Annotated in this window: 23 protein-coding genes and 1 pseudogene; 9 read left to right on the top strand and 15 right to left on the bottom strand. The window is 68.3% G+C overall.

All coding sequences use genetic code 11. From position 1 onward, the window contains the following. Window positions 1-6: 6 nt before the first annotated feature. On the bottom strand, window positions 7-741 hold the full coding sequence (locus JOE46_RS09540) for a YafY family protein (RefSeq protein WP_245221000.1): 735 nt from the start codon (window positions 739-741) through the stop codon (window positions 7-9). Between the two features lie 33 nt (window positions 742-774). Here JOE46_RS09540 and JOE46_RS09535 point away from each other — a divergent pair, with 33 nt between their 5' ends. Both JOE46_RS09535 and JOE46_RS09530 read left to right on the top strand, forming a co-directional pair. Continuing rightward, the gene (locus JOE46_RS09535) at window positions 775-1518 is read left to right on the top strand and encodes an alpha/beta fold hydrolase (protein ID WP_097213758.1); all 744 of its coding nucleotides are present in this window, start codon (window positions 775-777) and stop codon (window positions 1516-1518) included. A 65-nt stretch (window positions 1519-1583) separates the two neighbouring features. Then, a pseudogene (locus tag JOE46_RS09530) lies at window positions 1584-2434 on the top strand (helix-turn-helix domain-containing protein). Here the strand turns inward: JOE46_RS09530 and JOE46_RS09525 are convergent. The 3 genes from JOE46_RS09525 to JOE46_RS09515 all read right to left on the bottom strand — a co-directional run bounded on the left by JOE46_RS09525 (window position 2431) and on the right by JOE46_RS09515 (window position 5249). Then, the gene (locus tag JOE46_RS09525; protein ID WP_179800688.1) at window positions 2431-3321 is read right to left on the bottom strand and encodes a glycosyltransferase family 2 protein; all 891 of its coding nucleotides are present in this window, start codon (window positions 3319-3321) and stop codon (window positions 2431-2433) included. The pseudogene JOE46_RS09530 and the gene JOE46_RS09525 overlap by 4 nt on opposite strands. Before the next feature lie 19 nt (window positions 3322-3340). Continuing rightward, a complete protein-coding gene (locus JOE46_RS09520) occupies window positions 3341-4240 on the bottom strand; it encodes a glycosyltransferase family 2 protein (RefSeq protein WP_097213756.1) in 900 nt (299 codons plus the stop codon). 94 nt (window positions 4241-4334) lie between these two features. Continuing rightward, window positions 4335-5249 (bottom strand): glycosyltransferase family 2 protein, encoded by a 915-nt coding sequence (locus JOE46_RS09515; protein WP_179800687.1) that lies wholly within the window; start codon window positions 5247-5249, stop codon window positions 4335-4337. Between the two features lie 270 nt (window positions 5250-5519). Between JOE46_RS09515 and JOE46_RS09510 the strand changes: the two genes are divergently transcribed. The 3 genes from JOE46_RS09510 to JOE46_RS09500 all read left to right on the top strand — a co-directional run bounded on the left by JOE46_RS09510 (window position 5520) and on the right by JOE46_RS09500 (window position 7514). Further along, window positions 5520-6518 (top strand): alpha/beta hydrolase family protein, encoded by a 999-nt coding sequence (locus JOE46_RS09510; protein ID WP_373560291.1) that lies wholly within the window; start codon window positions 5520-5522, stop codon window positions 6516-6518. A 250-nt stretch (window positions 6519-6768) separates the two neighbouring features. Beyond that, entirely contained in the window at window positions 6769-7017 is a 249-nt protein-coding gene (locus JOE46_RS09505) for a hypothetical protein (protein ID WP_077042304.1), read from the top strand. A 170-nt stretch (window positions 7018-7187) separates the two neighbouring features. After that, on the top strand, window positions 7188-7514 hold the full coding sequence (locus tag JOE46_RS09500; protein WP_097213754.1) for a hypothetical protein: 327 nt from the start codon (window positions 7188-7190) through the stop codon (window positions 7512-7514). Between the two features lie 43 nt (window positions 7515-7557). Here the strand turns inward: JOE46_RS09500 and JOE46_RS09495 are convergent, their stop codons facing one another. From JOE46_RS09495 to JOE46_RS09480, 4 genes are read right to left on the bottom strand one after another with little or no spacing between them, the layout of a single operon-like run. Beyond that, entirely contained in the window at window positions 7558-8190 is a 633-nt protein-coding gene (locus JOE46_RS09495) for a Type 1 glutamine amidotransferase-like domain-containing protein (protein WP_097213753.1), read from the bottom strand. Next, window positions 8190-9026: a maleylpyruvate isomerase family mycothiol-dependent enzyme gene (locus JOE46_RS09490; protein WP_209927037.1), complete on the bottom strand. Its 837-nt coding sequence runs from the start codon at window positions 9024-9026 to the stop codon at window positions 8190-8192. The genes JOE46_RS09495 and JOE46_RS09490 overlap by 1 nt, the downstream gene beginning before the upstream one ends. 10 nt (window positions 9027-9036) lie before the next feature. Then, window positions 9037-9195 carry a hypothetical protein gene (locus tag JOE46_RS09485; RefSeq protein ID WP_209927036.1) on the bottom strand — a complete coding sequence of 53 codons (159 nt, stop codon included), beginning with the start codon at window positions 9193-9195 and terminating at the stop codon, window positions 9037-9039. Continuing rightward, the gene (locus tag JOE46_RS09480) at window positions 9192-9569 is read right to left on the bottom strand and encodes a DUF488 domain-containing protein (protein ID WP_097213752.1); all 378 of its coding nucleotides are present in this window, start codon (window positions 9567-9569) and stop codon (window positions 9192-9194) included. Before JOE46_RS09480 ends, JOE46_RS09485 begins: the two co-directional genes overlap by 4 nt. Window positions 9570-9822: 253 nt before the next feature. On the opposite strand from JOE46_RS09480, the gene JOE46_RS09475 reads away from it, so the two are divergent. From JOE46_RS09475 to JOE46_RS09465, 3 genes are read left to right on the top strand one after another with little or no spacing between them, the layout of a single operon-like run. After that, window positions 9823-10938, top strand: coding sequence for a Re/Si-specific NAD(P)(+) transhydrogenase subunit alpha (locus tag JOE46_RS09475; protein WP_097213751.1), 1116 nt, complete (start codon window positions 9823-9825; stop codon window positions 10936-10938). Continuing rightward, entirely contained in the window at window positions 10938-11285 is a 348-nt protein-coding gene (locus JOE46_RS09470; RefSeq protein WP_097213750.1) for an NAD(P) transhydrogenase subunit alpha, read from the top strand. The genes JOE46_RS09475 and JOE46_RS09470 overlap by 1 nt, the downstream gene beginning before the upstream one ends. Further along, window positions 11285-12709, top strand: coding sequence for an NAD(P)(+) transhydrogenase (Re/Si-specific) subunit beta (locus JOE46_RS09465; RefSeq protein ID WP_077042300.1), 1425 nt, complete (start codon window positions 11285-11287; stop codon window positions 12707-12709). The genes JOE46_RS09470 and JOE46_RS09465 overlap by 1 nt, the downstream gene beginning before the upstream one ends. A gap of 258 nt (window positions 12710-12967) precedes the next feature. Here JOE46_RS09465 and JOE46_RS09460 read toward each other — a convergent pair whose 3' ends face one another. From JOE46_RS09460 to JOE46_RS09430, 7 genes are all read right to left on the bottom strand, one after another. Next, window positions 12968-14179, bottom strand: a complete 1212-nt coding sequence (locus tag JOE46_RS09460; RefSeq protein ID WP_209927035.1) for an MFS transporter — start codon at window positions 14177-14179, stop codon at window positions 12968-12970. A gap of 43 nt (window positions 14180-14222) precedes the next feature. Beyond that, window positions 14223-15476 carry a dihydrolipoamide acetyltransferase family protein gene (locus JOE46_RS09455; protein ID WP_209927034.1) on the bottom strand — a complete coding sequence of 418 codons (1254 nt, stop codon included), beginning with the start codon at window positions 15474-15476 and terminating at the stop codon, window positions 14223-14225. 13 nt (window positions 15477-15489) lie between these two features. Then, window positions 15490-16458, bottom strand: coding sequence for an alpha-ketoacid dehydrogenase subunit beta (locus JOE46_RS09450; protein WP_209929025.1), 969 nt, complete (start codon window positions 16456-16458; stop codon window positions 15490-15492). Window positions 16459-16463: 5 nt separating this feature from the next. Next, entirely contained in the window at window positions 16464-17552 is a 1089-nt protein-coding gene (pdhA, locus tag JOE46_RS09445) for a pyruvate dehydrogenase (acetyl-transferring) E1 component subunit alpha (protein WP_097213746.1), read from the bottom strand. A gap of 149 nt (window positions 17553-17701) precedes the next feature. Next, window positions 17702-18070, bottom strand: a complete 369-nt coding sequence (locus JOE46_RS09440; RefSeq protein ID WP_097213745.1) for a DoxX family protein — start codon at window positions 18068-18070, stop codon at window positions 17702-17704. Window positions 18071-18085: 15 nt separating this feature from the next. Then, window positions 18086-19495 carry a cytochrome P450 gene (locus JOE46_RS09435; RefSeq protein WP_374102889.1) on the bottom strand — a complete coding sequence of 470 codons (1410 nt, stop codon included), beginning with the start codon at window positions 19493-19495 and terminating at the stop codon, window positions 18086-18088. Window positions 19496-19565: 70 nt separating this feature from the next. Further along, window positions 19566-20951, bottom strand: a complete 1386-nt coding sequence (locus tag JOE46_RS09430) for a cytochrome P450 (RefSeq protein WP_097213776.1) — start codon at window positions 20949-20951, stop codon at window positions 19566-19568. Window positions 20952-21196: 245 nt separating this feature from the next. Between JOE46_RS09430 and JOE46_RS09425 the strand changes: the two genes are divergently transcribed. Then, a complete protein-coding gene (locus JOE46_RS09425) occupies window positions 21197-22432 on the top strand; it encodes an acyl-CoA dehydrogenase family protein (protein WP_097213744.1) in 1236 nt (411 codons plus the stop codon). Window positions 22433-22435 lie beyond the last annotated feature (3 nt).

The following is a 22435-nucleotide window of genomic DNA, read 5'->3' as shown; positions in this document are numbered from 1 at the left end:
AGTGCCTCACTCACCTTGACCATTCACGGGTCTTGCTGTCGCTGGGGGGATGCCGATCTCGTCAATGTCATGGCCGCTGCAGGCAATCTTGGTTGCCCTGGCGTGCTCGATATGGGACACGAGGAACCACCGCATATCGCTGCGTAGCCTGCACCACCCGATCAGGTACCAATGGCCGTTCGTGGAGGCGAACATCACCGGCTCGACGTCGCGGGTTGTCTTGTTGCCGTCACGCGAGGTGTAGCGGATTCGCACCACCCGTTGCTCGGCCATCGCTTCCTCCAGCGCTGACTTGATCGTGCGCGGAGTGGGGGGCGCGTTGACCCAGACGCGACTGGCCAGCTCATCGGCCTTCGTCCGGGTCCGTGGATCGAGTACGTCCATGATCTTCCGAACGCCCGCTAAGGCGAGATCGGCGTAGGGGGCATCGGGTGCAGCAGAGACTGCCGCGAGTAGCGCCACTGCCTGCACAGGGGTCAAGCTGACCGGTGGCAGGGTGCCTCGGGCGACTAGCCCGTAGCCACCGCCGGGGCCCGGGCGCGACCAGATCAGCGCGCCACTGTTCTCGAGTGCGGTGAGGTCTCTCTTGACCGTCCGCACGGACACGCCGAACTCTTTTGCCAGTCGCTCAGCAGTGCATCCACGCGGTCCGCTGCGGCGCAGCATCTCGGACAGGGCGTGGAGTCGCTCCGTCCTCTTCATTTCCCACCCCGGCAAAAAATCATGCCAAAATGGTGACATACCCTTGTCCTAGAGGCTTGAGAGCATCGTGGTGTGACGACAAACGCGAGCAACCCGACCATCATCCTGATCGCTGGCCATTGGCTGGGCGCTTGGGCATGGGACGAGGTGCTGGAACACCTGACCGCTGACGGCTGGCGAACCATCCCGATGACGCTTCCCGGCCTCGATGAGCGGGACCCCAAGCGGGCGTCCAGGACGCTCGATGACCAGGCGACGGCGATCGAGCAGACTATGACCCAGGCTGAGGCTTCCGAGGCCCAGCCGGTAGTCATCGTGGCGCACAGCGGAGCCAACGCGCCGGTAAGCCTTGTGCTCGATCAGCATCCTGAACTTGTCCGCCGAGTGGTGTGGGTCGATAGTGGGCCCGTCGCGTCCGGCAGTGTCTTCGCCCCGGATGCGCCCGAGGATCTGGACGAGTTTCCCCTGCCGCCCTTCGACGCGCTCGGGGAGCAGGCCAGCCTTGAGGGCCTGAGCACTGAGGCTCTCGAGCGCTTTCGAGCAAGGGCCGTTCCAGAACCCGGTCCCGTGCTACGCCAGCAAGTGAAGCTCACCAACGACGCGCGACTGGCGGTCCCGACCACTCTGGTGTGCTGCTCGATCCCGAGCGCGCAGATAATGGAGTTGGCCAACGCGGGTCATCCCATGTTCGCCGAGGTGTCAAACCTCGACCATGTTGACCTCATCGACCTCCCGACCGGGCATTGGCCCATGTGGAGCCGCCCCGGCGACCTCGCCCACATCCTCGCCACAGCAGCGACTTCCCCAGCTAACTGAACTGCACACAGACCTGAAGAGGGCCAGCCGAAGCGGCTGGCCCTCTTCCATTCCCGAAAGATCTCATGACACACCCCAATGCCGCGCTCACCCCAAGACACCGCCTCAAGGTTGCCCGTCTCGTCGTAGAGGAGGGGTGGCCGATCAGCGAGGTCGCCGCCCGTTTCCAGGTGTCCTGGCCGACCGTGAAGCGCTGGGTCGATCGCTACCTCGCCGGTGAGCCGATGCACGATCGCTCCTCGCGGCCGAGAACATCGCCGAACAAGACGGGCAAGGCCGTGACGAAGCGATGTGTGAGCCTGCGGATGCGGATGCGCGAAGGCCCGGTTCAACTCGCGAGCAGGCTTGGTGTCGCCCCGTCGACGGTGCATCGCATCCTGTGCTCCGCGCGTCTTAATCGGCTGTCCTATATGGACCGGGCGACGGGTGAGCCAATTCGCCGGTACGAGCACGACGGCCCGGGATCGCTCGTCCACGTGGACGTGAAGAAGCTCGGGAACATCCCCGACGGCGGCGGCTGGCGCTACGTCGGCCGCCCCCAAGACGACCGCAACCGCGCAGCCGCCCCTGGCAAGCCGAAGAACAAATGGCGCAACCCGAAGCTCGGGTACGCCTTCGTGCACACAGTTCTCGATGATCCACCCCAGGTGGCATACACCGAGGTCCACGATGATGAGACAGCCGTCGCCGTTCTGCGCCGTGCAGTTGAATGGTTCGTCGACCGCGGCGTCACGAGCGCTTTCACCGCACTATGGCCGACGGATGGGCCTATGCCCGCTGCTACACCTCAGAACAAGAGCGGCGGGGAGCGCTTGGGGCGTGGTTGCACCAGTACAACCAGCATCGCCCGCACACGGCGTGCGGCAACCAGCCGCCGTTCGCACGATTGATCAACGTCCCCGGGCAGTACATCTAGACGAACCAGATCCGGTGCTTCACGCTGCCGGAGATCCGGCCGGCCGCGAAGGCGGTGTAGTAGATCCAGCCGCCCGTCGAGAGCCGGGAGATGAACCGGGGGACCACCGGACACCTGACCACCAGGGCCAGCGCGAAAACGAGCAGCGGCAACGGCTTGGTGGGCCGCAGGCCGTACCACCGGTAGTGCCGGTAGAGCTCGGGACCTGCCTCGCCGTATGCAAACGACTGACGCCACAGGGCGCGATAGTTGTCACGAAGCCGGTAGGCCACCATCGCCTTCGGCTCGTGGCCGAGAGTGAAGCCCGCGAGCTGAATCCGCCAGGTGAAGTCGACGTCCTCGCCGACGTTCAGGGACTCGTCGAAGCCGCCGACCGTTTCGAACACGCTGCGCCACATCCCGAGGTTGCCCGACAGCCCGAAGTCGAGGAAATCCGGTGTCTCCTCGGGCTTGTCCGGCGGCTGCACGGGTCGCCAGGAGGCGACCTTCGGGGTGTTGAGGGTGGTCGTCTCGACGGGCCCACTCACCGAGTCGTACTTCTGCCCGGCCGCAACCAAGGCGCCGAGCCATTCCGGGTGCACCATGTCGTCGGCGTCGCAGAACACCAGGTACTCGCCGCGGGCCGCCGCCGCGCCTGCGTTGCGGGCGTGGGGGGCGCCTTGAGTGGCGGAGGAGTCGACGCGGCGGAGGCCGAGGATCTCGCGGAGCGGGTGGCCGTCGATGTGCCCGGCCAGGCCGTCCGTTGACCCGTTGTCACTCACGATGACCTCGAACTCGCCCTCGTAGTCCTGCTCGGCGAGTGCCGTCAGCTGTACATCGATGACACCCATCGCGTTGTATGCGGGGATGATCACCGAGACGAGTTCTGGGGGATTGGTTGTTCCCATCCGTTGTTCTCGCTTTCGCTTAGACGTAGAAGACACGATGTTTGACGCTGCCGCGGACGCGTCCCCAGAGCCAGGCGGCATGCATCACCCAGTGGCCGGTCGGGGTGCGTCGAATCGCGCGGGGAACGAGCGGGTTCAGGAACACCAGTCCGGCAAGGAGATTGATGAAGACGAGTGGCTTGCGGCGCGGGAGGCCATCGGCTTGGTACCGAGCGAACAGTTGAGCGTCGACCTCGCCGTACCCACGGATCTGACGCCACATCGACCGGTAGCTGTCGCGGAGTCGGTAGGCGACGAGTGCATTCGGGGCGAAGCCAAGGGTGTGGCCGGATTGCTGTATCCGCCAGCAGATGTCGATGTCCTCCCCGCCGAGGAACGACTCGTCGAAGCCGCCCACGGCGGCAAAGGTGTCCGCCCAGATCGCGAAATTGCTACCGTGCGCGAACGGGAGAAAACCGGGAACGTCGCACAACCCGTCCTCGGAGATCTGGCGCCACGACGCTACCTCTGCGGAGTTGATCGTTGCCGTCTCGAGAATTCCGCCCACCGCGTCGAATTCGATCGCGGCCTCGACCAGTCCGGTGAGCCAGCCGGTGTGGGCAACATCGTCCCCGTCGCAGAAGGCCAGCAAGTCCCCTGAGGCCGCTGCGGCACCGGAGTTGCGCGCGTGCGAGGCCCCCTGCTTGTCGGAACTGTCGTGGTACTCGAGATTGAGCCGGCCGGTAGAGTCGATGCCGCCGAAGCGGTCTCCTAGACCGTCGGTCGATCCGTTGTCACTCACGATGACCTCGAATGGCCCCGTGTAGTCCTGCTGGGCAAGTGCCGCGAGCTGCGCGTCGATGAGGTCGCCCGCGTTGTAGGTGGGGATCACTACCGAGACGAGCTCTGGCGCATCACGGTGGGTGGATGTGGAGGTCATGTCCGAAATTCCTTGCTTCCCCTGTATGGATCGGATCCCCGTCGGTGGGCGATCGGCATGGTTCGTCTGAGCGCGGTCCGAGAAGGGGCTGCGATCACAGATAACGCACCCGCAGTCTGACGCTCTCGCGCAGTCGACCGGTCATGAAGGCGGTCTGTGCAATCCACATGCCCCGCGGCGGGACAGCGCCGATTCGCGGGACGAGCGGATTGAGCACGAGCACACCGACCCAGCCGAGCGCCGAGTCGCGGATGGACGGGCGTGGCAGCCCGCGGTCGCGGAACCGGAGATAGAGGTGCACGGAGCCGCGACCGTAGTTCACCATCTGCCGCCAGGTGCCGCGGCGGGAATCGCGAAACCGGTAGGACACCACGGCTTCCGGGGTGTGGCCGAGGGTGAAGCCTGCCAGTTGCAGCGACCAGGACAGTGCGGCGTCCTCGCCGCCGCCGACGAGGCTCTCGTCGAAGCCGCCCACCGCGTCCAGCGCGGAGCGCCAGACGCCGAGGTTGCACCCGATCGCATAGGAGAGGTAGCCGGCATGCTCGAAACGCTCCTCGGCGTTGGGCATCGAGCGCCACGAGGCGACGGCGGCGGTATTGAGCGCCCGTGTCTCGACTGCTCCGCCGACCGCATCGAAGTCCTGGGCCGCGCGCGACATCGCGCCGAGCCAGCCGGGGTGGACGGCGTCGTCGGCGTCACAGAAGACGATGAACTGACCGCGCGCGGCCGCGGCACCGACGTTGCAGGCGTGTGATCGGCCCTGGGCGCCGAAGGAGTCGACGCATCGGAGTGCGAGTCGCTCGGCCAACGGGTGTGTGGCCAGGTGCTCACGAAGCCCGTCCGTGGACCGGTTGTCACTGACGATGACCTCGAACTCGCCTGCGTGGTCCTGTGCCGCCAGGGCAACCAGTTGATGGTCGAGCAGCGGAAGGCCGTTGTATACGGGGATCACCACGGAGATCAGCCCCGGGGCGGCTGCCTTCGGCGCACAACCCGACATTTCCGACATGTAAGCGTCGGCCGACACATCCGACATTTGTTCGATGCCCCCGGAATCTGAAGGATCGGACACCCGCGCCGCAGCGCCGCGTGTGGTCCGATCGGTTGGGCGGCCGTATAGGCAGCCCCCGGCCGGAGTCTAGGTGAACGGTGCGCGGCGTGGCCCGCCACCCGCCACCGCAAATTGTGACGCCCATCACTCAATGGACTGGGCGGTCGTCCGGTTCGTGTCGTCGAACTAGGGTGACGGTCGATTCGCGAGCGAAAGTGGGAGCTACAGGTGCGTGTACGGACGCTGGCGGCAACCTTGTTGACCGCAGTTCTGCTTGGTGTTGCTCCTGCCGCCGCGACTCCCGCGCCGCGGGTGCCCGCGACCGCGAGCGTTGAGGGCATCGACAAACACTCCGACAGGCAGTGGGACGTCAACGTCTACTCGCCCTCGATGGGGCGGGCGATCCCGTTGCAGGTGATCAGGCCCGCGGACACCAGCGAGCCCCGGCCAACCCTGTACCTGCTCAACGGCGCCGGGGGAGGCGAGGACGGGGCCGACTGGGAGAACCAGACCGACATCCTCGAGCTTTTCGCCGACAAGAACGTCAACGTCGTGATCCCCGCCGCGGGCATCTTCAGCTACTACACCGATTGGCAGCAGGTCGACCCCAAGCTCGGGGTCGCCCACATGTGGCAGACGTTCCTCACCAAGGAACTGCCGCCGGTTATCGACGAGGCGCTGGGTACGAACAAGGTGAACTCGATCGGTGGTCTGTCGATGTCGGCGGGTTCGGTCCTCGACCTGGCGATCCAGGCGCCCGGCCTCTATCGCGGTGTCGCCTCGTACAGCGGCTGCGCGCGGACGAGCGATCCGGTCGGCCAGGCGTACATCCGCACAGTTGTCGAGGTGATGGGTGGTGCCAAGACCACGAACATGTGGGGCCCATACGACGGGCCTGCCTGGCGCGAGCACGACCCGTACCTCAACGCCGAGAAGCTCCGGGGCCTGGCCATCTACATCTCGACCGGTAACGGGCTGCCTGGTGCACACGAGGATCCGAACGCGCCGCGAAACCCCAAGTCGCCGCCGCTGGCCGATCAGGTCGCGATCGGCGGTGCGATCGAGGCCGCCACCAACGTCTGCACCCGTCAGCTTGCCGACCGGTTGCGCGAGCTGAACATCCCAGCCACGGTCGATCTCCGGCCGAACGGGACCCACTCGTGGGGATACTGGCAGGACGACCTACGCAAGTCGCTGCCACTGCTGTCCGCTTCGCTCGGGATCTGAGGCGCGGGCTCGTCACCCGCCGGCGACTGCATGCGGGTCGTTCGAAAGAGACCGCGGGGACTTATAACGCCAGCGTGATCCATAAAACAGCACAGTTGTCGGTTCGTAACCGAAGGTTCTCACAACGGCAACCCAATCTCCCCGCCCGCTGGGTTAGGTTTCCCCCTATCGCTCGGTAGCGCGAATGCGTTACACGTAGACGTCGACCAATTTCGGGAGGCGTCCGATATGAATCGGGAAGAGGTGGGCGATGAGCGGGCTGCCCAGTGGAGTCGACGGGATCATCCGCGCGATTTTCGCCTATGAGTTCGAGGACCGTGACGTGGTCGACGAGGTGGTGATCGGTGCCATCAGGTCGGGCGAGTTCGGGGAGTACCTCGACACGGTCGGGTCCTCGGGAATGTTCACCCCCTCGGTGGTCGACACCATCGGGACCGCCTGGTCAAAAAACCCAGAGTTGCTCGTCGACGCATTGCTCGACGGGGTGAGGGTCGGATAGCGGCATCGCATGCCACATGAGTCACATTCGTCACGCCGGTCACTCTGTTATCAGATCGTTGGCGAGCCGAAGGTTCTGGGCACGGAATCGGCGATAGCGTGAGTTATCGCCACAGCACCACACAGTGTTACAGCGAAGATGCCGTCAGTATTGACGAAGGGACCGACACGATGAGAGACCTGGGATCCCACACAAAAGACCTCGTCAGCGCCGTGCTGTCGTACGAGTTCGACGGCGGCGAGATCGACGCCTGGGCGATCGATCTGGTGCGCGGGGGAGAGTTCGCGCAGTGGCGCGACGCCCTGACCGATTCGGGTTTGTTCACCGACAATGCGGTTGAGGTGATCGGGTCGGCCTGGCGGCGGGATCCGGAGCTCCTCGTCGACGCCCTGCTCGACGGGGCGGACGAGGTCTCGCGCCGCAGGCTCAAGACGATGCGCCGTCCCTCGCTCCTGCCGGTCCACATCCCGGCCGACCGGATCGTCGGATTCGGCTGACCAACGGCTGACCGGTGGCCGGGCCTTCGGGTCCGGCCACCACTCATATCCGCCCGTCGACGACCATCGCGTCGTCGTCGGTCAGGGTCCGGTACGGGATGCCCGCCAGCCGGTAGCGCTCCGCGACCTCCTCGAGAAGGGCTGTCTCCTCGCTCCCGTAACCAGGCGAGCGAAAGTGCGGCACGATCGCCTGATCGATCAGGCCGAGTCCCTCCCAGATCACCGGCGTCCCGCAGGCCGGCCCGACCTCCGCCGGATCGTCGAGCAGCTCGAGCCCCCGCAGCGACGGCGACATCACGCAGGCCCCCGCGCTGTACCCGGCGTAGACCAGCGCGTCGGCACGCAGCAGCTCCGGCAGCACCACGTCGGCGCCGCTCCGCGCGAACTGGGCGCGCAGGACGAAGGTGTTGCCGCCGCGCACCCACACCATCGACTGCTTCGTCAGCTCCGCGCGCAGGGATTCCGGGTCGCCGATGAACTCGCGCAGGTCCAACTCTCGTGCGTCGAAGCCCATCCGTCGCAGCGGCGTCACGTCGCTGACCACCGCCGAGTCGCGTCCCACCTCCCACGCGTCCGCGGCGTTCGCGATCACCGCGACGGGGCCGGGTTCGCCGAGCAGTCTCAGCAGTCGATCGGGGTCGGCCCCGAACCTGTACGAGGACAGGAACAATCGCATCAGATGGTGAAGGCGAGGTTGGCCGCGATCTGGCGGCCGAGGGCCTCGTCGCCGAGCACCTCGATCTCCCCGGCGTGATCCGCGGCGGATGCCCGCCCGCCGCAGAGCCGGGTGAACAGCCGCGAATCGAGCCGCAGCGTCGTGGTCGCGGGCGCGTCAAGGGCGGGGACGACGGCGGCCCGGCCGTGGACGGCGACGTGGATGTCGCGGGCGAGCGGGCCGGTCAGCGCGAATGTCACTGTGGAGCCGTCCGGTGCGCCGCCCTTCTTGCCGACCGCGAAGCCGAGGCCCCCGACCAGTTCCGCGAACGAGTACTCGGCCCGCGGGCCGCCCTCCTCGCCGGGCAGGCCGACGGCGTCCCGGATGTCGTGCTCGTGGAACCAGCAGTCGAACAGCCGGGTGCGCATGAACCGGCCGTAGCTGTCGGGGCCGACCGGCGTCATGGACGGGGCGTCGAAGTCGTCCTGCGTCATCGCCGACAGCGCCTCGCGGCGGGTGCGGACGATGTCGCGGAACCGGGACAGCACCTCGGCATGGCTGTGCGAGCGCAGGCCTGCGACCCAGCGCTCGTTGAAGGCGCCGATCGCGTTGACCACGTGGGGGGAGTCGGGCACCTCGTCCGCGGTGAGCGGCGGCTCGACGTCGCTGAGCATCGACTCGATGCCGATCAGGTGGGCGACGACATCGTGCACCGTCCAGCCCGGCAGCGGGGTCGGGCTGGACCACTGCTCGTCGGTGAGCCCGGCCAGCAGGCCGTCGAGGATGTCCCACTCCTCGAACAGGGCGGCGGTCAACGGCTCACGGTCGATCAGCGTCGGCTGCTTCGCATCGCTCACCGGCGCCACTCTAGGTGCTGGGCAGGCGGGTCGCGGGGATATGCGGCTCGGCGTCGCCCGCGCACCGCGGGCAGCCGCCCTCGGTCCCGTCGGGCCGGAACGCCCCGCACCCGGGGCACACCCGGTCGAGCCAGCAGGCCGGGTCGCCGCCGATGTCGTCGGAGCTCACGAGTCCGACTCCCGCAGGAACTCGGCGAGCACCTCGGCGTGGCTGTGCTCGAGGTCCCTGGTCGCGGTGAGCAGGACCAGCGGGCGACCGTGCGCGAGCTTCTGGACGCGGGCGATGGCCTCCTGGCCGAAATCGGACTCGAGCTCCGCGCGGTAGCGCGCCCGGAACTCCCGGAAGTGCGCCTCCTCGTGGCTGTACCACCGTCGCAGTTCGGTCGACGGCGCGAGGTCCTTCGCCCAGTCGTCGTAGTGGAATGCGTCCTTGCGGATGCCCCGCGGCCAGAGCCGGTCGACGAAGATCCGGGCACCCGGCTCGGGTTCGGGGTGGTCGTAGACGCGCTCGATCGTGACGGTCGGCTTGGTCTGCCTGCTCATCGGCACCTCCGATGCGGTCGGAAATCCCAGACTACGCGTGTGACCGGTGCCACATATCGATGTCCGAGTTGGGCGATTGGTCCTGTTCGGATTCGATTCAGTTTCCACCCGCTGGGATGAGAATCCCCTATCGTGGCGCCACTCTGGCTAGTGTTGTGAACTTCGTGCCAGCTGGGTCATCATCCGCAAGTCGCACGGGTGCCGCCGTCCGCCGCGGTTCCAAAACCACCTACCGCAGGAAGTAATCAGACAGTTGGATACATCGCAGAGCTCTAAGCAGCCGCGCCCAACGGTCGGCGTCGTTCGGGAAACGAACGACGGCGAACGCCGGGTCGCGTTGGTACCCAAGGTCGTCGCAACGCTTCGCGGCAAGGGTCTCGACGTCATCGTCGAGTCCGGTGCGGGGCTCGGCGCCCTGATGCCCGACGAGTTGTACGAGGAAGCGGGTGCGACCATCGGCGACGCGTGGTCCGCGGACGTCGTCCTCAAGGTCGCGGCCCCGAACGCCAAGGAGACCGCCCGGCTGCGCGCCGGCCAGAAGCTGATCGGCTTCCTCGCCCCGCGCACCAACGAGACCGGCATCGCCGCGCTCGCGGACGCCGGGGTCGAGGCGTATGCCGTCGAGGCGATCCCGCGCATCTCCCGCGCCCAGGTGATGGACGCGCTGTCCTCGCAGGCCAACGTCGCCGGCTACAAGTCCGTCGTGCTGGCCGCGTCGGAGTCCACCCGGTACTTCCCGATGCTCACCACCGCGGCGGGCACCGTCAAGCCGGCCACCGTGCTGGTGCTCGGCGTCGGCGTTGCCGGCCTGCAGGCGCTGGCCACGGCCAAGCGTCTCGGCGGCCGCGTCACCGGCTACGACGTGCGACCCGAGGTGGCGGACCAGGTCCGTTCCGTCGGCGCGCAGTGGCTGGACCTGGGCATCGACGCGGCAGGCGAGGGTGGCTACGCCCGCGAGCTGACCGAGGACGAGCGGGCCCAGCAGCAGCAGGCGCTCGAGGACGCGATCAAGGGCTTCGACGTGGTCATCACGACCGCGCTTGTACCCGGCCGTCCGGCCCCGCGCCTGGTCACCGCCGCCGCCGTCGAGGGCATGAAGCCCGGCAGCGTCATCGTCGACCTGGCCGGCGAGACCGGCGGCAACTGCGAGATCACCGAACCCGGTCAGACCGTCGTCAAGCACGGCGTGACCATCTGCTCCCCGCTGAACCTGCCAGCCACCATGCCGGAGCACTCGAGCGAGCTGTACTCGAAGAACCTGTACGCCCTCATCGAGCTGATGCTCGACGAGAGCGGCGCGCTCGCGCCGGACTTCGACGACGAGGTGCTCGCCGCCGCGTGCGTCACCCGCAAGGAGGCAAAACCCTGATGTACAACGAACTTCTTGCCAACATCGCGATCCTGGTCCTGGCCGGGTTCGTGGGCTTCGCGGTCATCTCCAAGGTGCCCAACACGCTGCACACGCCGCTGATGTCGGGCACCAACGCCATCCACGGCATCGTCGTGCTCGGCGCGCTTGTCGTGCTCGGGCACCTGCCCGGCGATGCGCCGTGGAGCATCAAGATCATCCTGTTCGTCGCGCTGGTGTTCGGCACCCTGAACGTCGTCGGCGGCTTCGTCGTCACCGACCGCATGCTCGCGATGTTCAAGCCCAAGAAGGACGCCGCAGTGTCCGACAAGAATGCGGCGGCCGAGAAGAAGGGGGCTGACGCCTGATGGGCTACCTCGTCACGATCCTCTACATCGTCGCGTTCTCGATGTTCATCTACGGTCTGTCCGGCCTCACCGGCCCGAAGACCGCGGTACGCGGCAACTACATCGCCGCGGTGGGAATGCTGATCGCGGTGGTCGCCGTCCTGATCGACATCCGCGACACGGACAACTGGGCCCTCATCGCGGGTGGCCTGCTGGTCGGCGTCGTCCTCGGCGTGCCGCCTGCGCTGCGCACCAAGATGACGGCGATGCCGCAGCTGGTCGCGCTGTTCAACGGCGTCGGCGGTGGCACCGTCGCGCTCATCGCGTGGGCCGAGTTCCTCAACTCCGACGGCTTCACCGCTGTCGAGGCGGTGCCCTCGGCACCGTTCATCGTCGGATCGCTGTTCGCCGCGATCATCGGTTCGGTCTCGTTCTGGGGCTCGCTGGTGGCGTTCGCGAAGCTGCAGGAACTGCTGAACAAGAACGTGGAGAAGGTGTTCGTCTCGAACGCGAAGGCGTTCCAGGTTGCGAACATGATCCTCGCGTTGGTCTCGATCGGGCTGGCCGTGTTCATCGGCATCAATGCCGACGGTGACCCACAGTCCTCGCTGCTGATCGTCGGGCTGCTCGTCGCGGCCGGTGTCATGGGCCTGTTCGTGGTGCTGCCGATCGGCGGCGCCGATATGCCCGTGGTGATCTCGCTGCTCAACGCGTTGACCGGTCTGTCGGCGGCGGCGGCGGGTCTGGCCTTGAACAACCAGGCGATGATCGTCGCAGGCATGATCGTCGGCGCGTCGGGCACCATCTTGACGAACCTGATGGCGAAGGCGATGAACCGGTCGATCCCGGCGATCATCTTCGGCTCGTTCGGTGGCGACGCCGCCGCGGCGGGCGGCGCCAGTGCGACCGGCGGCACCGTCAAGGCGACCTCCGCCTCGGATGCGGCGATCCAGATGGCGTACGCCAACCAGGTCATCGTCGTCCCCGGTTACGGTCTGGCGGTGGCGCAGGCGCAGCACGCGGTCAAGGAGATGGCGGCGCTGCTGGAGGCCAGGGGCGTCGAGGTCAAGTACGCGATCCACCCGGTCGCGGGCCGCATGCCCGGTCACATGAATGTGCTGCTCGCCGAGGCGGACGTCGAGTACGACGCCATGAAGGAAATGGACGACATCAACGGTGAGTTCTCGCGCACCGACGTCGCCATCGTCATCGGCGCCAACGACGTCACCAACCCCGCCGCGCGCAACGATCCCAGCAGCCCGATCCACGGGATGCCGATCCTCAACGTCGACGAGGCCCGGTCCGTCATCGTGCTCAAGCGGTCGATGTCCTCGGGCTACGCCGGCATCGACAACCCGCTGTTCTTCGCGGACACCACCTCGATGCTGTTCGGCGACGCCAAGAAGATGGTCGCCGCGGTCACCGAGGAGCTCAAGGCCCTCTAGCCCGACGCGTTCGCTGACGAAGGCGCCCTTCCCCGAGTCGATCGGGGGAGGGCGCCTTCGGTGTTCGCGGTGTCTAGAAGATGATGCTGCCGGTCGGGATGAGGGCGGTGGTGATCATCGCGATCACCATGGCGAGGGGGTCGACGTCGTTGCTGCCCATGCGTTGTGGCTCCTTGACTCGGTGAGATGGCGGTGCGCGGCCCGAACCTACAAGGAGCCCGGCGGCGGGGTGATCGAATCGCCCGAATCGCCGGGTGCTCAGACCGACTCGTTGAGCTCGCTCAGCACCCGGGGACGGCCGACGAGTCCCGCGTACCGCGACGCCAGCAGCACGAACACCAGCGGCACCAGCATGGTCGCGGTCAGTGGCATCAGCTTGGTCAGCCAGCCGAGCAGCGCGGGACCCGCGAGCAGCCCGACGTAGCCCATGCCAACCACGCGCGACATGTTCACCCCCGCCGATCCGACGCTCAGGTTGCCCGCCGCGGTGAAGATCTGCGGGATGCAGCCGGACAGCCCGAGCCCGAACAGTGCCCAGCCGGCCAGCGTCAGCCACACCCAGCCGGACACGATCACCATCCCGATGCCCGCGGCCGCGATCAGCGTGCCGTAGCGCACCACCGCGACCGGTCCGAGCGCGGCGCTGACCCGGTCGGCACCGAACCGGCCGACCGTCATCATCAGCGCGAACGCGCCGAAGGCCAGCGCGGCGGTCGCGTCGGATGTCCCGAGGTGCTCCTTGACCTGCAGCGTGCTCCAGTCGTTCGCGGCCCCCTCGGAAAGGAACAGCGCGAAGGCGAGCGCTCCCAGGGCCAGCACCTTGCGTGAGGCCCCGGCGCCTCGCCTGCCGGTGACCCGGTCGGGGGCCGTGTGTTCGGCGGGGGCGACGTGCGGCAGCAGGAAGGGGGCGCACCCGGCGACCGTCACGAACCCGATCGCGGCCGCGACGGCCAGCGAGGTCAGCGGCGGCCACCCGGCAGCAAGGGCGGCGGCGCCGAGCAGCGACCCGACGACCCCACCGATCGAGAAGAACGCGTGGAAGGCCGACATGATCGGCCGCCGGTAGAGCCGCTCGACGTGCACGGCCTGCGAGTTCATCGACACGTCCAGCGCGCCGTTGCCGAACCCGAACACGGTCAGCGCCACGCCGAGCCAGACCGCGTCGGTCGCCGGCCCCGGCCCGATCACCCCGAACGAGATGAACACCCCGGCGAGGATCACCATCAGTCGGCTGCCGTAGCGGTCCGCGAGCGGGCCCGCCACCTGCATGCCGATCAGGGCGCCGCCCGCCAGCAGCAGGAGCAGCCAGCCGAGGGTGGCGTGGCTGATGCCGGTGCGCTCCGAGATGGAAGGGATGTGCACCACCCAGGCGGCCAGCAGGAATCCGTTGACGGCGAAGATGCCGAAGATCGCGGCGCGGGCCCGTCGGAGCCGGACGGGATCCGCGAGGGTCGGGCTTTTCGGGCGCACCCACTCTTTCTACCCCGGCCAGCCGCCCGCCCGGCCGGCCCTGTCAGAGCAGGGTGAGTGGATCGGTCAGTGTCGCGGCGATGTCGGCGAGGAAGCGCGAGCCCTGCTCACCGTCGACCAGGCGGTGATCGAAGGACAGCCCCAGGGTGGTGACCGAGCGGACGGCGAGTTCGCCGTCGACCACCCACGGCCGCGGCGCGATCGCGCCGAGGCACAGGATGGCCGCCTCGCCCGGGCTCAGGATCGGGGTTCCGGTGTCCACGCCGAACACCCCGACGTTGGTGATCGTGATGGTGCCGCCGGACAGGTCGGCGGGGGTGCAGCGGCCGGCGCGGGCGGTCTCGACGAGCTGGTGGATCGCCCGGGTGAGCTCGAGCAGGCTCATCAGGTGCGCGTCCTTGACCGACGGCACCAGCAGTCCGCGCGAGGTGGCGGTCGCTATCCCGAGATTGACGTAGTGCTTGGTGACGATCTCCTGGTGCTCCTCGTCCCAGCTCGAGTTGAGAGAGGGGTGCTCGCGCAGCGCCACCAGCAGGACCTTGGCCACCAGGGTCAGCGGGGTCGGCTCGAGGCCGGCGAAGGCGGGACTCGCGCGCAGGCGATCGACCAGGTCCATCGTCGCGCTCACGTCGACCGTGACGAACTCGGTGACGTGCGGGGCGGTGAACGCGCTCCGGGTCACCGCGTCCGCGGTCCGCCGCCGCACACCACGGATCGGGGTGCGGGTCTCGCGATGTGCGGGTGCTTCCTCGGGCGGAGCCGTTTCTCGTGGAACATCGTGTGCGCGAACGTCCTCGGGTGTGATCGCCCCGCCGAACCCGGTGCCCTGCACGTCGCTCAGGTCGATGCCGAGCTCGTGGGCCAGCCTGCGCGCGGAGGGCTTCGCGTCGGGCCGCGCGCGTTCGAGGTCCGGGGACCCGGGGGCGGGTATGGCCCTTCGCCTTCGCCTCCGGCTCGCGGGCGCGGCGGTCGGTCCGTACCCCACCAGCGTGGCCGGATGGTCCGGTGCTTCCGCGGCGCGCGGCGCCGCTCCGCCGGGGGAGTCGTCCGCGCCGGGTTCGCCGATCCGGATCAGCGGCGCCCCGACCTCGACGATGGTGCCGGGTTCGGCGAGCAGGGCCAACACCGTCCCGGCGAAGGGGGAGGGCAACTCCACCAACGCCTTTGCCGTCTCCACCTCCGCGATCACCTGATCGAGTTCGACGGTGTCACCCACCGCGACCGACCAGCGGACCAGTTCCGCGTCCGTCAGGCCCTCGCCGAGGTCGGGCAGCCGGAACTCGTTCGCTGGGTGCACGGCGGATGTCCCTTCATGCGGCGAGCGTCTGGTCGACCGCGTCGAGGATGCGGTCTGGGTCGGGGAGGTAGTACCGCTCCAATCTGGCGGGCGGGTAGGGCGTCGCGAAACCGCCGACCCGGGCGACCGGCGCCTCGAGCTGGTAGAAGCACCGCTCCGTGATCCGGGCGGCGATCTCCGACCCGAGCCCGAGGAACACCGGGGCTTCGTGCGCGACGACCAGCCGCCCGGTCTTGCGGACGGAGGCCTCGACGGTGTCGAAGTCGATCGGGGATAGCGAGCGCAGATCGATCACCTCGATCGAATGCCGCTCCTGCCGGGCGATCTCGGCCGCCGACAGCGCGGTGGCCACCATCGCCCCGTACGCGACAAGGGTGACGTCGGTGCCGGGGGCCGCGACTCGGGCCTGGTGCAGCTCGAGCGCGGCGGGTGCGTCGAGGTCCACCTCGCCCTTGTCCCAGTACCGGCGCTTGGGTTCGAAGAACACCACCGGATCGTCCGAGGCGATGGCCTGCATGATCATGTGGAAGGCGTCGTCCGGGGTGGACGGGGTGACAACGCGGAGGCCGGGTGTGTGCGCGAAATGCGCCTCCGGGGACTCCGAATGATGCTCCACCGCACCGATTCCGCCGCCGAACGGCACCCGGATCGTCAGCGGCGCCCGCACCCGGCCCCCGGTGCGGAAGTGGATCCTGGCGACCTGGGACACGATCTGGTCGAAGGCCGGGTAGACGAACCCGTCGAACTGGATCTCGCACACCGGCCGGTAGCCGCGCAGCGCCATCCCGAACGCGGTCCCGATGATGCCGGATTCGGCGAGCGGGGTGTCGATCACGCGGGCGGCGCCGAAGTCCTTCTGCAGCGTGTCGGTGACCCGGAAGACGCCGCCGAGCTTGCCGATGTCCTCGCCCATCAGCAGCACCTTCGGGTCGCGTTCGAGGGCCCTGCGCAGCCCGGCGTTCAGCGCGGCGCCCAGCGCCATCGTGGTCACGGCTGCGCCTCCTCGAGGGTGTCCAGGTACGCCGAGAACTGTTCGCGTTCCTCGTCGATCAGCGGATGCGGGTCGGAGTACACGTGATCGAAGACCGTCAGCGGGGCCGGGTCGGGCAGGGCGAGGGCGCCCGCCCGCAGGGCCTCGGCCGCCGCGGCGGCCTTGGTATCGACCCCGCGGGTGAACTCCTCGTCCATCGCGCCCTCGCGCAGCAGCAGCCGGCGGAGCCGGTCGATGGGGTCGCGGGCGCGCCAGTGCTCGATCTCCGCGCCGGTCCGGTAGCGGGTCGGGTCGTCGGAGGTGGTGTGTGGGCCCATCCGGTAGGTGATGGCCTCGATGAAGGTCGGTCCGCCTCCCTCACGCGCGCGCCGCACGGCGGTGCGCGTCACCGCGAGGACGGCGAGGACGTCGTTGCCGTCCACCGCGATCCCCGGGATCCCGAACCCGCGGGGCCGGGCCACGAGCGGGAACGGGCTCTGCAGTTGAACGGGTTCGCTGATCGCCCAGTGATTGTTCTGGCAGAAGAAGACCACACCCGCGCCCCAGCTCGCGGCGAACCCCAGCGCCTCCGACAGGTCGCCCTGGCTGGTGGCGCCGTCGCCGAAGTACGCCATGACCGCGATCTCGGCGCCGTCCATATGGGCGGCCATCGCGTAGCCGGTGGCGTGCAGACCCTGTGAGCCGACGACGATGGCCGGGTTCGTCAGGTTGTACTCGGCGGGATCCCAGTTCGACAGCGCCACGCCGCGCCACAGCGGGGGCCACTGCGCGGGTGGCACGCCGCGGCAGTACGCGAGGCCGTGCTCGCGGTAGCTGGTGAAGACGTAGTCGTCCGGTGCGAGGGCCCGCGCGGACCCGATCTGGGACGCCTCCTGACCGAGGCTGGGTGCCCAGATCCCCAGCTGTCCCTGGCGCTGCAGGGCGGTGGCCTCCGCGTCCACGCGGCGCAGCACCACCATGTCCTCGTACAGGCCGCCCAGCTCCGCGGGGCCGATGTCGGTGACCTCGCCCGCGTAGCCGGCTCCGTGTACCCGGGCCCCGTCGGGCTGGATGAGTTGGACCGGATAGTCGATTTTCTCGGACACCGGACCCTCCTCGCTGCTGTGCCGGGGCGGTCCTCGTGAGACCTCGGCGGCGCTCGATGTGTCCTTACTTCTCAGCATCCACCTTTGGCGGCGGGGCGCAAGTGAGCCGGTCGTCGAGCCGTCAACACCGTTCTGACCTGCATGGACGATCAGTTCGTCACGAGCAGGGTGGCGATCACGATCACCGAGAGATTTGCCAGTGCGAATGCCGTCCAGGCGTTATTGCCGGAATCGGGGTTGCCGAAGTCGCCGTACCTGATGTGAAAGGCGACCGCGGACCCGAACAGGACGAGCAGGCCGACGGCGGCGGCGATCCCGACCGGCCACCAGTACAGGCCCACCATCAGCCCGGCCGCGCCCGCGAGCTCCGCCGCGCCGATGAATCGGACCCGCGCGGCGCTCAGCCCGCGCCTGCGCAGCGCCGTCCAGGCCGGCCCCCGCAGCATCACCTTGGGCACCCCCGCGCCGAGCGCGGCGACGGCGAGAAGGACGGTGCAGACGATGGTGAGGATCTCCATGGGTGTCCTTCGCTGTCAGCGGCGGTGCAGGCGCAGCCGGAACCCCTCCGGCTTGAGGGTGAGCAACTCGGTGACGTCGAGCTCGTAGTCGGGCTCGGGCTCGAGGTCGTAGCGGTGCAGCAGCAGTGCCAGGGCCATCACGATCTCGTGGATCGCGAATTGCCTGCCGATGCAGGAGCGGATACCGGTGCCGAACGGCTTGTAGACGTGGCCGGGGCGGGTGCGGACGTTCGCGGGCAGGAACCGGTCCGGGTCGAACGAGTCCGGGTCGTCGCCCCAGACGGGGTCCCGGTGCAGCTGCGGCAACAGCACGAACGCGGCGTCACCCGCCTTCATCGGATAGCGGCCGCCCAGCACGGTGTCCTCGCGGGCCTCGCGCATGTAGCCGGGCGCGGTCGGCCACAGTCGCAGTGTCTCGTCGAGGACTCGCCGCACGTAGCGCAGCTTCGGGATCTGCTCGAACACCGGATCGGGGTCGGTGCCCTTTGGCCACATCGAGTAGATCTCGGCGCGGGCGCGCTCGGCGATCTCCGGGTTGTTCGCCAAGTAGTACAACGCGAACGACAGGGCGCCCGAGGAGGTCTCGTGACCGGCGATGAGGAAGGTGATCACCTGGTCGCGGACGTTCTCGTCGTCGAGACGCTCGCCGGACTCGGGATCCTCGGCGGAGAGCATCAGACCGAGCAGGTCGTCGCGGTGCTCCTCGGGGTTCGCGCGGCGCGAGCGGATCACCTCGTCGACCACCTCGGCCATGTAGGCCAGGTCGGCCTGGTTCCTGCGGATCGCCGTGCGCTTGATCGCCCGGTCCAGGATCGGGATCGGGATGGTGAACGAGGCCTTCTGCGCGAACCTCAGTGAGCGGATCATCGCCCCGACGAACGGGTCCTGCTCGGCTCGGTCGAAGGAGCCGAACTCGTATCCGAAGCCGGTACGGCCGATCGTCTCGAGCGTCACCTTGGTCATGTCCGGGGTGACCTCGACCGGTGTGGAGTCGCAGCGCTCGTCCCAGTGCACGATCAGCTCACGCACGGTGTCGAGCATGGTCTGGTGGTAGCTGCGCATCGCGGACTGGGTGAAGGCGGGCATCAGGATGTTGTGGGCCTTCGACCAGTTCGGTTCGGAGTTGTAGGCGGTGAACAGCCCGTCGTTCCCGATCGGCCGCAGGTTCCGCAGCGCGACGCCGACGTGCTTCTGGAACCGGCTCTCGTCGTTGAGCTCGGTGGCCAGGTCCACGCCGGAGACGAAGGTGAACACGTAGTTGAAGATCTTGCGCTGGTAGATCGGGCCGAGGCGCCGCGCGCAGGCCATCGCGTTCTGCGTCGGCTTGGTGACATCGACGTCGAGCAGGTCCCCGAGCAGGGGGATCCGCCGCGGCGGGTGGGGCATCGACGGACGATCGACCGTGAGGACTGCCATGGGCTCCATCTTGGCGTGCCGGCGCGCCCGCGGGCGGCGGAACGCGCCCAACCGCGGGGGTTCGTCGACTTCGGGTTCGTCAGCGTCGCCGCAGACCCAGCCGCAGGCCGACGGGCTTGAGCGTGAACTCCTCCGCGACCTCCAGCTGGTAGCCGGGAACGGGAGCGAGCTCGTAGCGATGCAGGATCAGCGCGAGCGCCAGTGTGGACTCGTGCAGGGCGAGCTGGCGTCCGATGCACGAGCGCATGCCCGTGCCGAAGGGCTTGTAGATGCCGGTCGGGCGGGTGCGGGCGCGCTCGGGGAGGAATCGGTCCGGATCGAAGGCCAGCGGGTTCGGGCCCCACACCGGGTCCCGCTGCACGCGCAGGGTGAGCGCCAGCAGGGCCTGGCCCTTCCGGACCGCGTGGCCGCCGAGGGTGGTGTCCTGTTTCGGTTCCCGGAAGTAGCCGGGGGCGATCGGCCACAGGCGCAGCGTCTCGTCGACGACCCGGCGCACGTACTTGAGCTTGTGGATGTCGGCGAACACCGGGTCCGGCTCCGTGCCCGCCGGCCACAGCGAGGAGACCTCGGCCCGGGCCCGATCCGCGATCTCGGGGTGGGTCGCGAGCAGATGCAGCGCGAACGAGAGTGTGCCGGAGGTGGTCTCGTGGCCGGCGCTGAGGAAGCTGATCACCTGATTGCGAATGTTCTCGTCCTCGAGACGCTGCCCGCTCTCGGGGTCCGCGGTGCCGAGCATCAGCGCCAGCAGGTCGTCGGGCTGACCGTCCGGGTGGCGGCGGCGCTCGCGGATGATGTCGTCGACCACGTGCCGGACGTAGTCGACATCGCGGGCGTTCTGCCTGATGTCCTTGCCGTGGACCGCGTTCTCCAGCCAGTGCACCGGGATGCGGAACCCGGCGCGCCCGATATAGGCGAACATGCGCGCCACCGCGACGGCGAAGGGGTCGGGCTCGCTGCGAGTGAACGAATCGAAGTGATAGCCGAATCCGATGCGGCCGATCGTCTCGAGCGTCAGCTTGCTGGTGTCGGTGTGCACGTCGACGGTGGTGTCCCAGTCGGCCAGGGTGTCCCAGTGGGCAAGGAGTTCGCCGACGGTCTCGAGCATGATGTCGTGGTAGCCGCGCATCGCGGAGAGGGTGAAGGCGGGCATCAGGATGTTGTGCGCTCGCGCCCAGTTGGGTTCGTCGCTGTACGCGGTGGGCAGCGCGTCGCCTAGGAACTCGCGGGAGGCCGCGAAGGCGAAGCCGACGTGCTTGCCGAACCTTTTCTCGTCACCGAGCTCCGCGTACGCCGCGGGCCCCGAGACGACCGTGAGGTGTCGATTGAAGATCTTGGTCTCGTAGATGGGGCCGAGGAACCCGGCGAGCTCGGCCAGCCGCTGCGCGGGACGGGCGGCGTCGCCGGAGAGCACGTCGCCCAGCACCGGTAGCCGATGCGGTGGGTGCGGCAGCGTGTCGGTGGTCATCGCCGGAAGCGGACGAGCCATGACTGATTCTCGCGCACTTCGGGGGTATTTGTCGCCCATCGGCGCTCGCCCCGGATCACGTTTCGTGGTCTGGCGAAATCGAATCGGCCCCGATTTGTTGCGGCTCGGCGGCGATATCCGCGTCCGCAGGTGGTAACGGCATCCGCGAACTAGCATCGCTGCTTGGGTAATTCCGCCGCGGTCGCGGCCGTCACGGGCACGCTGATCCAGGGAGAGGGAAGCAGATGGATTTCGCACCCACCGAACGCTGTCAGGAGTACCGCGACAAGCTCCTGGCCTTCATGGACGAGCGGATCTACCCGGCCGAGGCGGTGTACGAGCAGCAGATGCGCGAGTCGGGAGACCCGCACTTCCAGCCGCCGATCATCGAGGAACTCAAGGTCGAGGCGCGGTCGCGGGGGTTGTGGAACCTCTTTCACCCGCATCCCGGGTACGGGCCGGGGCTGACCAACTCGGAGTACGCGCCGCTGGCCGAGATCATGGGACGGAGCCACCTCGCGTCCGAGGCGTGCAACTGCTCCGCCCCGGACACCGGGAACATGGAGGTTCTCACGCTCTTCGGCACCGACGAGCACAAAGAGCGCTGGCTGCGGCCGCTGCTGGAGGGCACCATCCGCTCCGCGTTCGCCATGACCGAGCCCGACGTCGCCAGTTCGGACGCGACCAACATCCAGATGACCATGGCCCGCGACGGCGACGAGTGGGTGCTCAACGGGCGCAAGTGGTGGACCTCGAATGCGTTGCACGCCAACTGCCGGGTGCTGATCGTGATGGGCAAGACCGATCCCACCGGGCCCGTCTACAGCCAGCAGTCGATGATGGTGGTGCCGATCGACGCCCCCGGGATCACGGTGGTGCGCGGGCTGCCGGTGTTCGGCTACCAGGACCGCGAGGGCCACGCCGAGGTGCTGTTCGAGAACGTCCGGGTCCCCGATGCCGACGTGTTGGCCGGTGCCGGTGCGGGATTCATGATCAGCCAGGCCCGGCTCGGACCGGGGCGCATCCACCACTGCATGCGCGCGGTCGGGATGGCGGAGCGGGCGCTGGAACTGATGTGCCTGCGGGCGTCGACCCGGGTCACCTTCGGTCGTCCGCTGAGCGCGCGCGCCAACATCCAGGACTGGATCGCCGAGGCGCGCATCGAGATCGAGATGGCCCGGCTGCTGACCCTCAAGGCCGCCTGGTTGATGGACACGGTCGGCAACAAGGAGGCGCGCACCGAGATCGCCGCCATCAAGGTGGCTGCCCCGCAGATGGCGCTCAAGATCGTCGACCGAGCCATCCAGGTGCACGGCGGCGGCGGGGTGTCCGACGACTTCCCGCTGGCAATGATGTACGCGCACCTGCGCGCCCTGCGGCTCGCCGACGGCCCCGACGAGGTACACAAAATGACCATCGCGCGCCAGGAGCTGCGGCCGTACCGGCTCGCAGCCGAAGAAGCCGTCGCCGCCGCGAAATGACAG

The organism is Rhodococcus sp. PvR099, from assembly GCF_017833315.1.
Taxonomy (GTDB): domain Bacteria; phylum Actinomycetota; class Actinomycetes; order Mycobacteriales; family Mycobacteriaceae; genus Rhodococcus_G; species Rhodococcus_G oryzae.
Note: the sequence above shows the minus strand (reverse complement) of the source record. Positions and strands in the feature narration are given on the sequence as shown.

Coding starts and splice junctions, on each gene's coding strand:
- JOE46_RS09540 (WP_245221000.1), bottom strand. CDS start 741: ATGTCACCATTTTGGCATGATTTTTTGCCGGGGTGGGAAATGAAGAGG.
- JOE46_RS09525 (WP_179800688.1), bottom strand. CDS start 3,321: ATGGGAACAACCAATCCCCCAGAACTCGTCTCGGTGATCATCCCCGCA.
- JOE46_RS09520 (WP_097213756.1), bottom strand. CDS start 4,240: ATGACCTCCACATCCACCCACCGTGATGCGCCAGAGCTCGTCTCGGTA.
- JOE46_RS09515 (WP_179800687.1), bottom strand. CDS start 5,249: ATGTCGGAAATGTCGGGTTGTGCGCCGAAGGCAGCCGCCCCGGGGCTG.
- JOE46_RS09505 (WP_077042304.1), top strand. CDS start 6,769: ATGAGCGGGCTGCCCAGTGGAGTCGACGGGATCATCCGCGCGATTTTC.
- JOE46_RS09500 (WP_097213754.1), top strand. CDS start 7,188: ATGAGAGACCTGGGATCCCACACAAAAGACCTCGTCAGCGCCGTGCTG.
- JOE46_RS09495 (WP_097213753.1), bottom strand. CDS start 8,190: ATGCGATTGTTCCTGTCCTCGTACAGGTTCGGGGCCGACCCCGATCGA.
- JOE46_RS09480 (WP_097213752.1), bottom strand. CDS start 9,569: ATGAGCAGGCAGACCAAGCCGACCGTCACGATCGAGCGCGTCTACGAC.
- JOE46_RS09470 (WP_097213750.1), top strand. CDS start 10,938: ATGTACAACGAACTTCTTGCCAACATCGCGATCCTGGTCCTGGCCGGG.
- JOE46_RS09465 (WP_077042300.1), top strand. CDS start 11,285: ATGGGCTACCTCGTCACGATCCTCTACATCGTCGCGTTCTCGATGTTC.
- JOE46_RS09450 (WP_209929025.1), bottom strand. CDS start 16,458: ATGGCGCTGGGCGCCGCGCTGAACGCCGGGCTGCGCAGGGCCCTCGAA.
- JOE46_RS09440 (WP_097213745.1), bottom strand. CDS start 18,070: ATGGAGATCCTCACCATCGTCTGCACCGTCCTTCTCGCCGTCGCCGCG.
- JOE46_RS09435 (WP_374102889.1), bottom strand. CDS start 19,495: ATGGAGCCCATGGCAGTCCTCACGGTCGATCGTCCGTCGATGCCCCAC.
- JOE46_RS09430 (WP_097213776.1), bottom strand. CDS start 20,951: ATGACCACCGACACGCTGCCGCACCCACCGCATCGGCTACCGGTGCTG.
- JOE46_RS09425 (WP_097213744.1), top strand. CDS start 21,197: ATGGATTTCGCACCCACCGAACGCTGTCAGGAGTACCGCGACAAGCTC.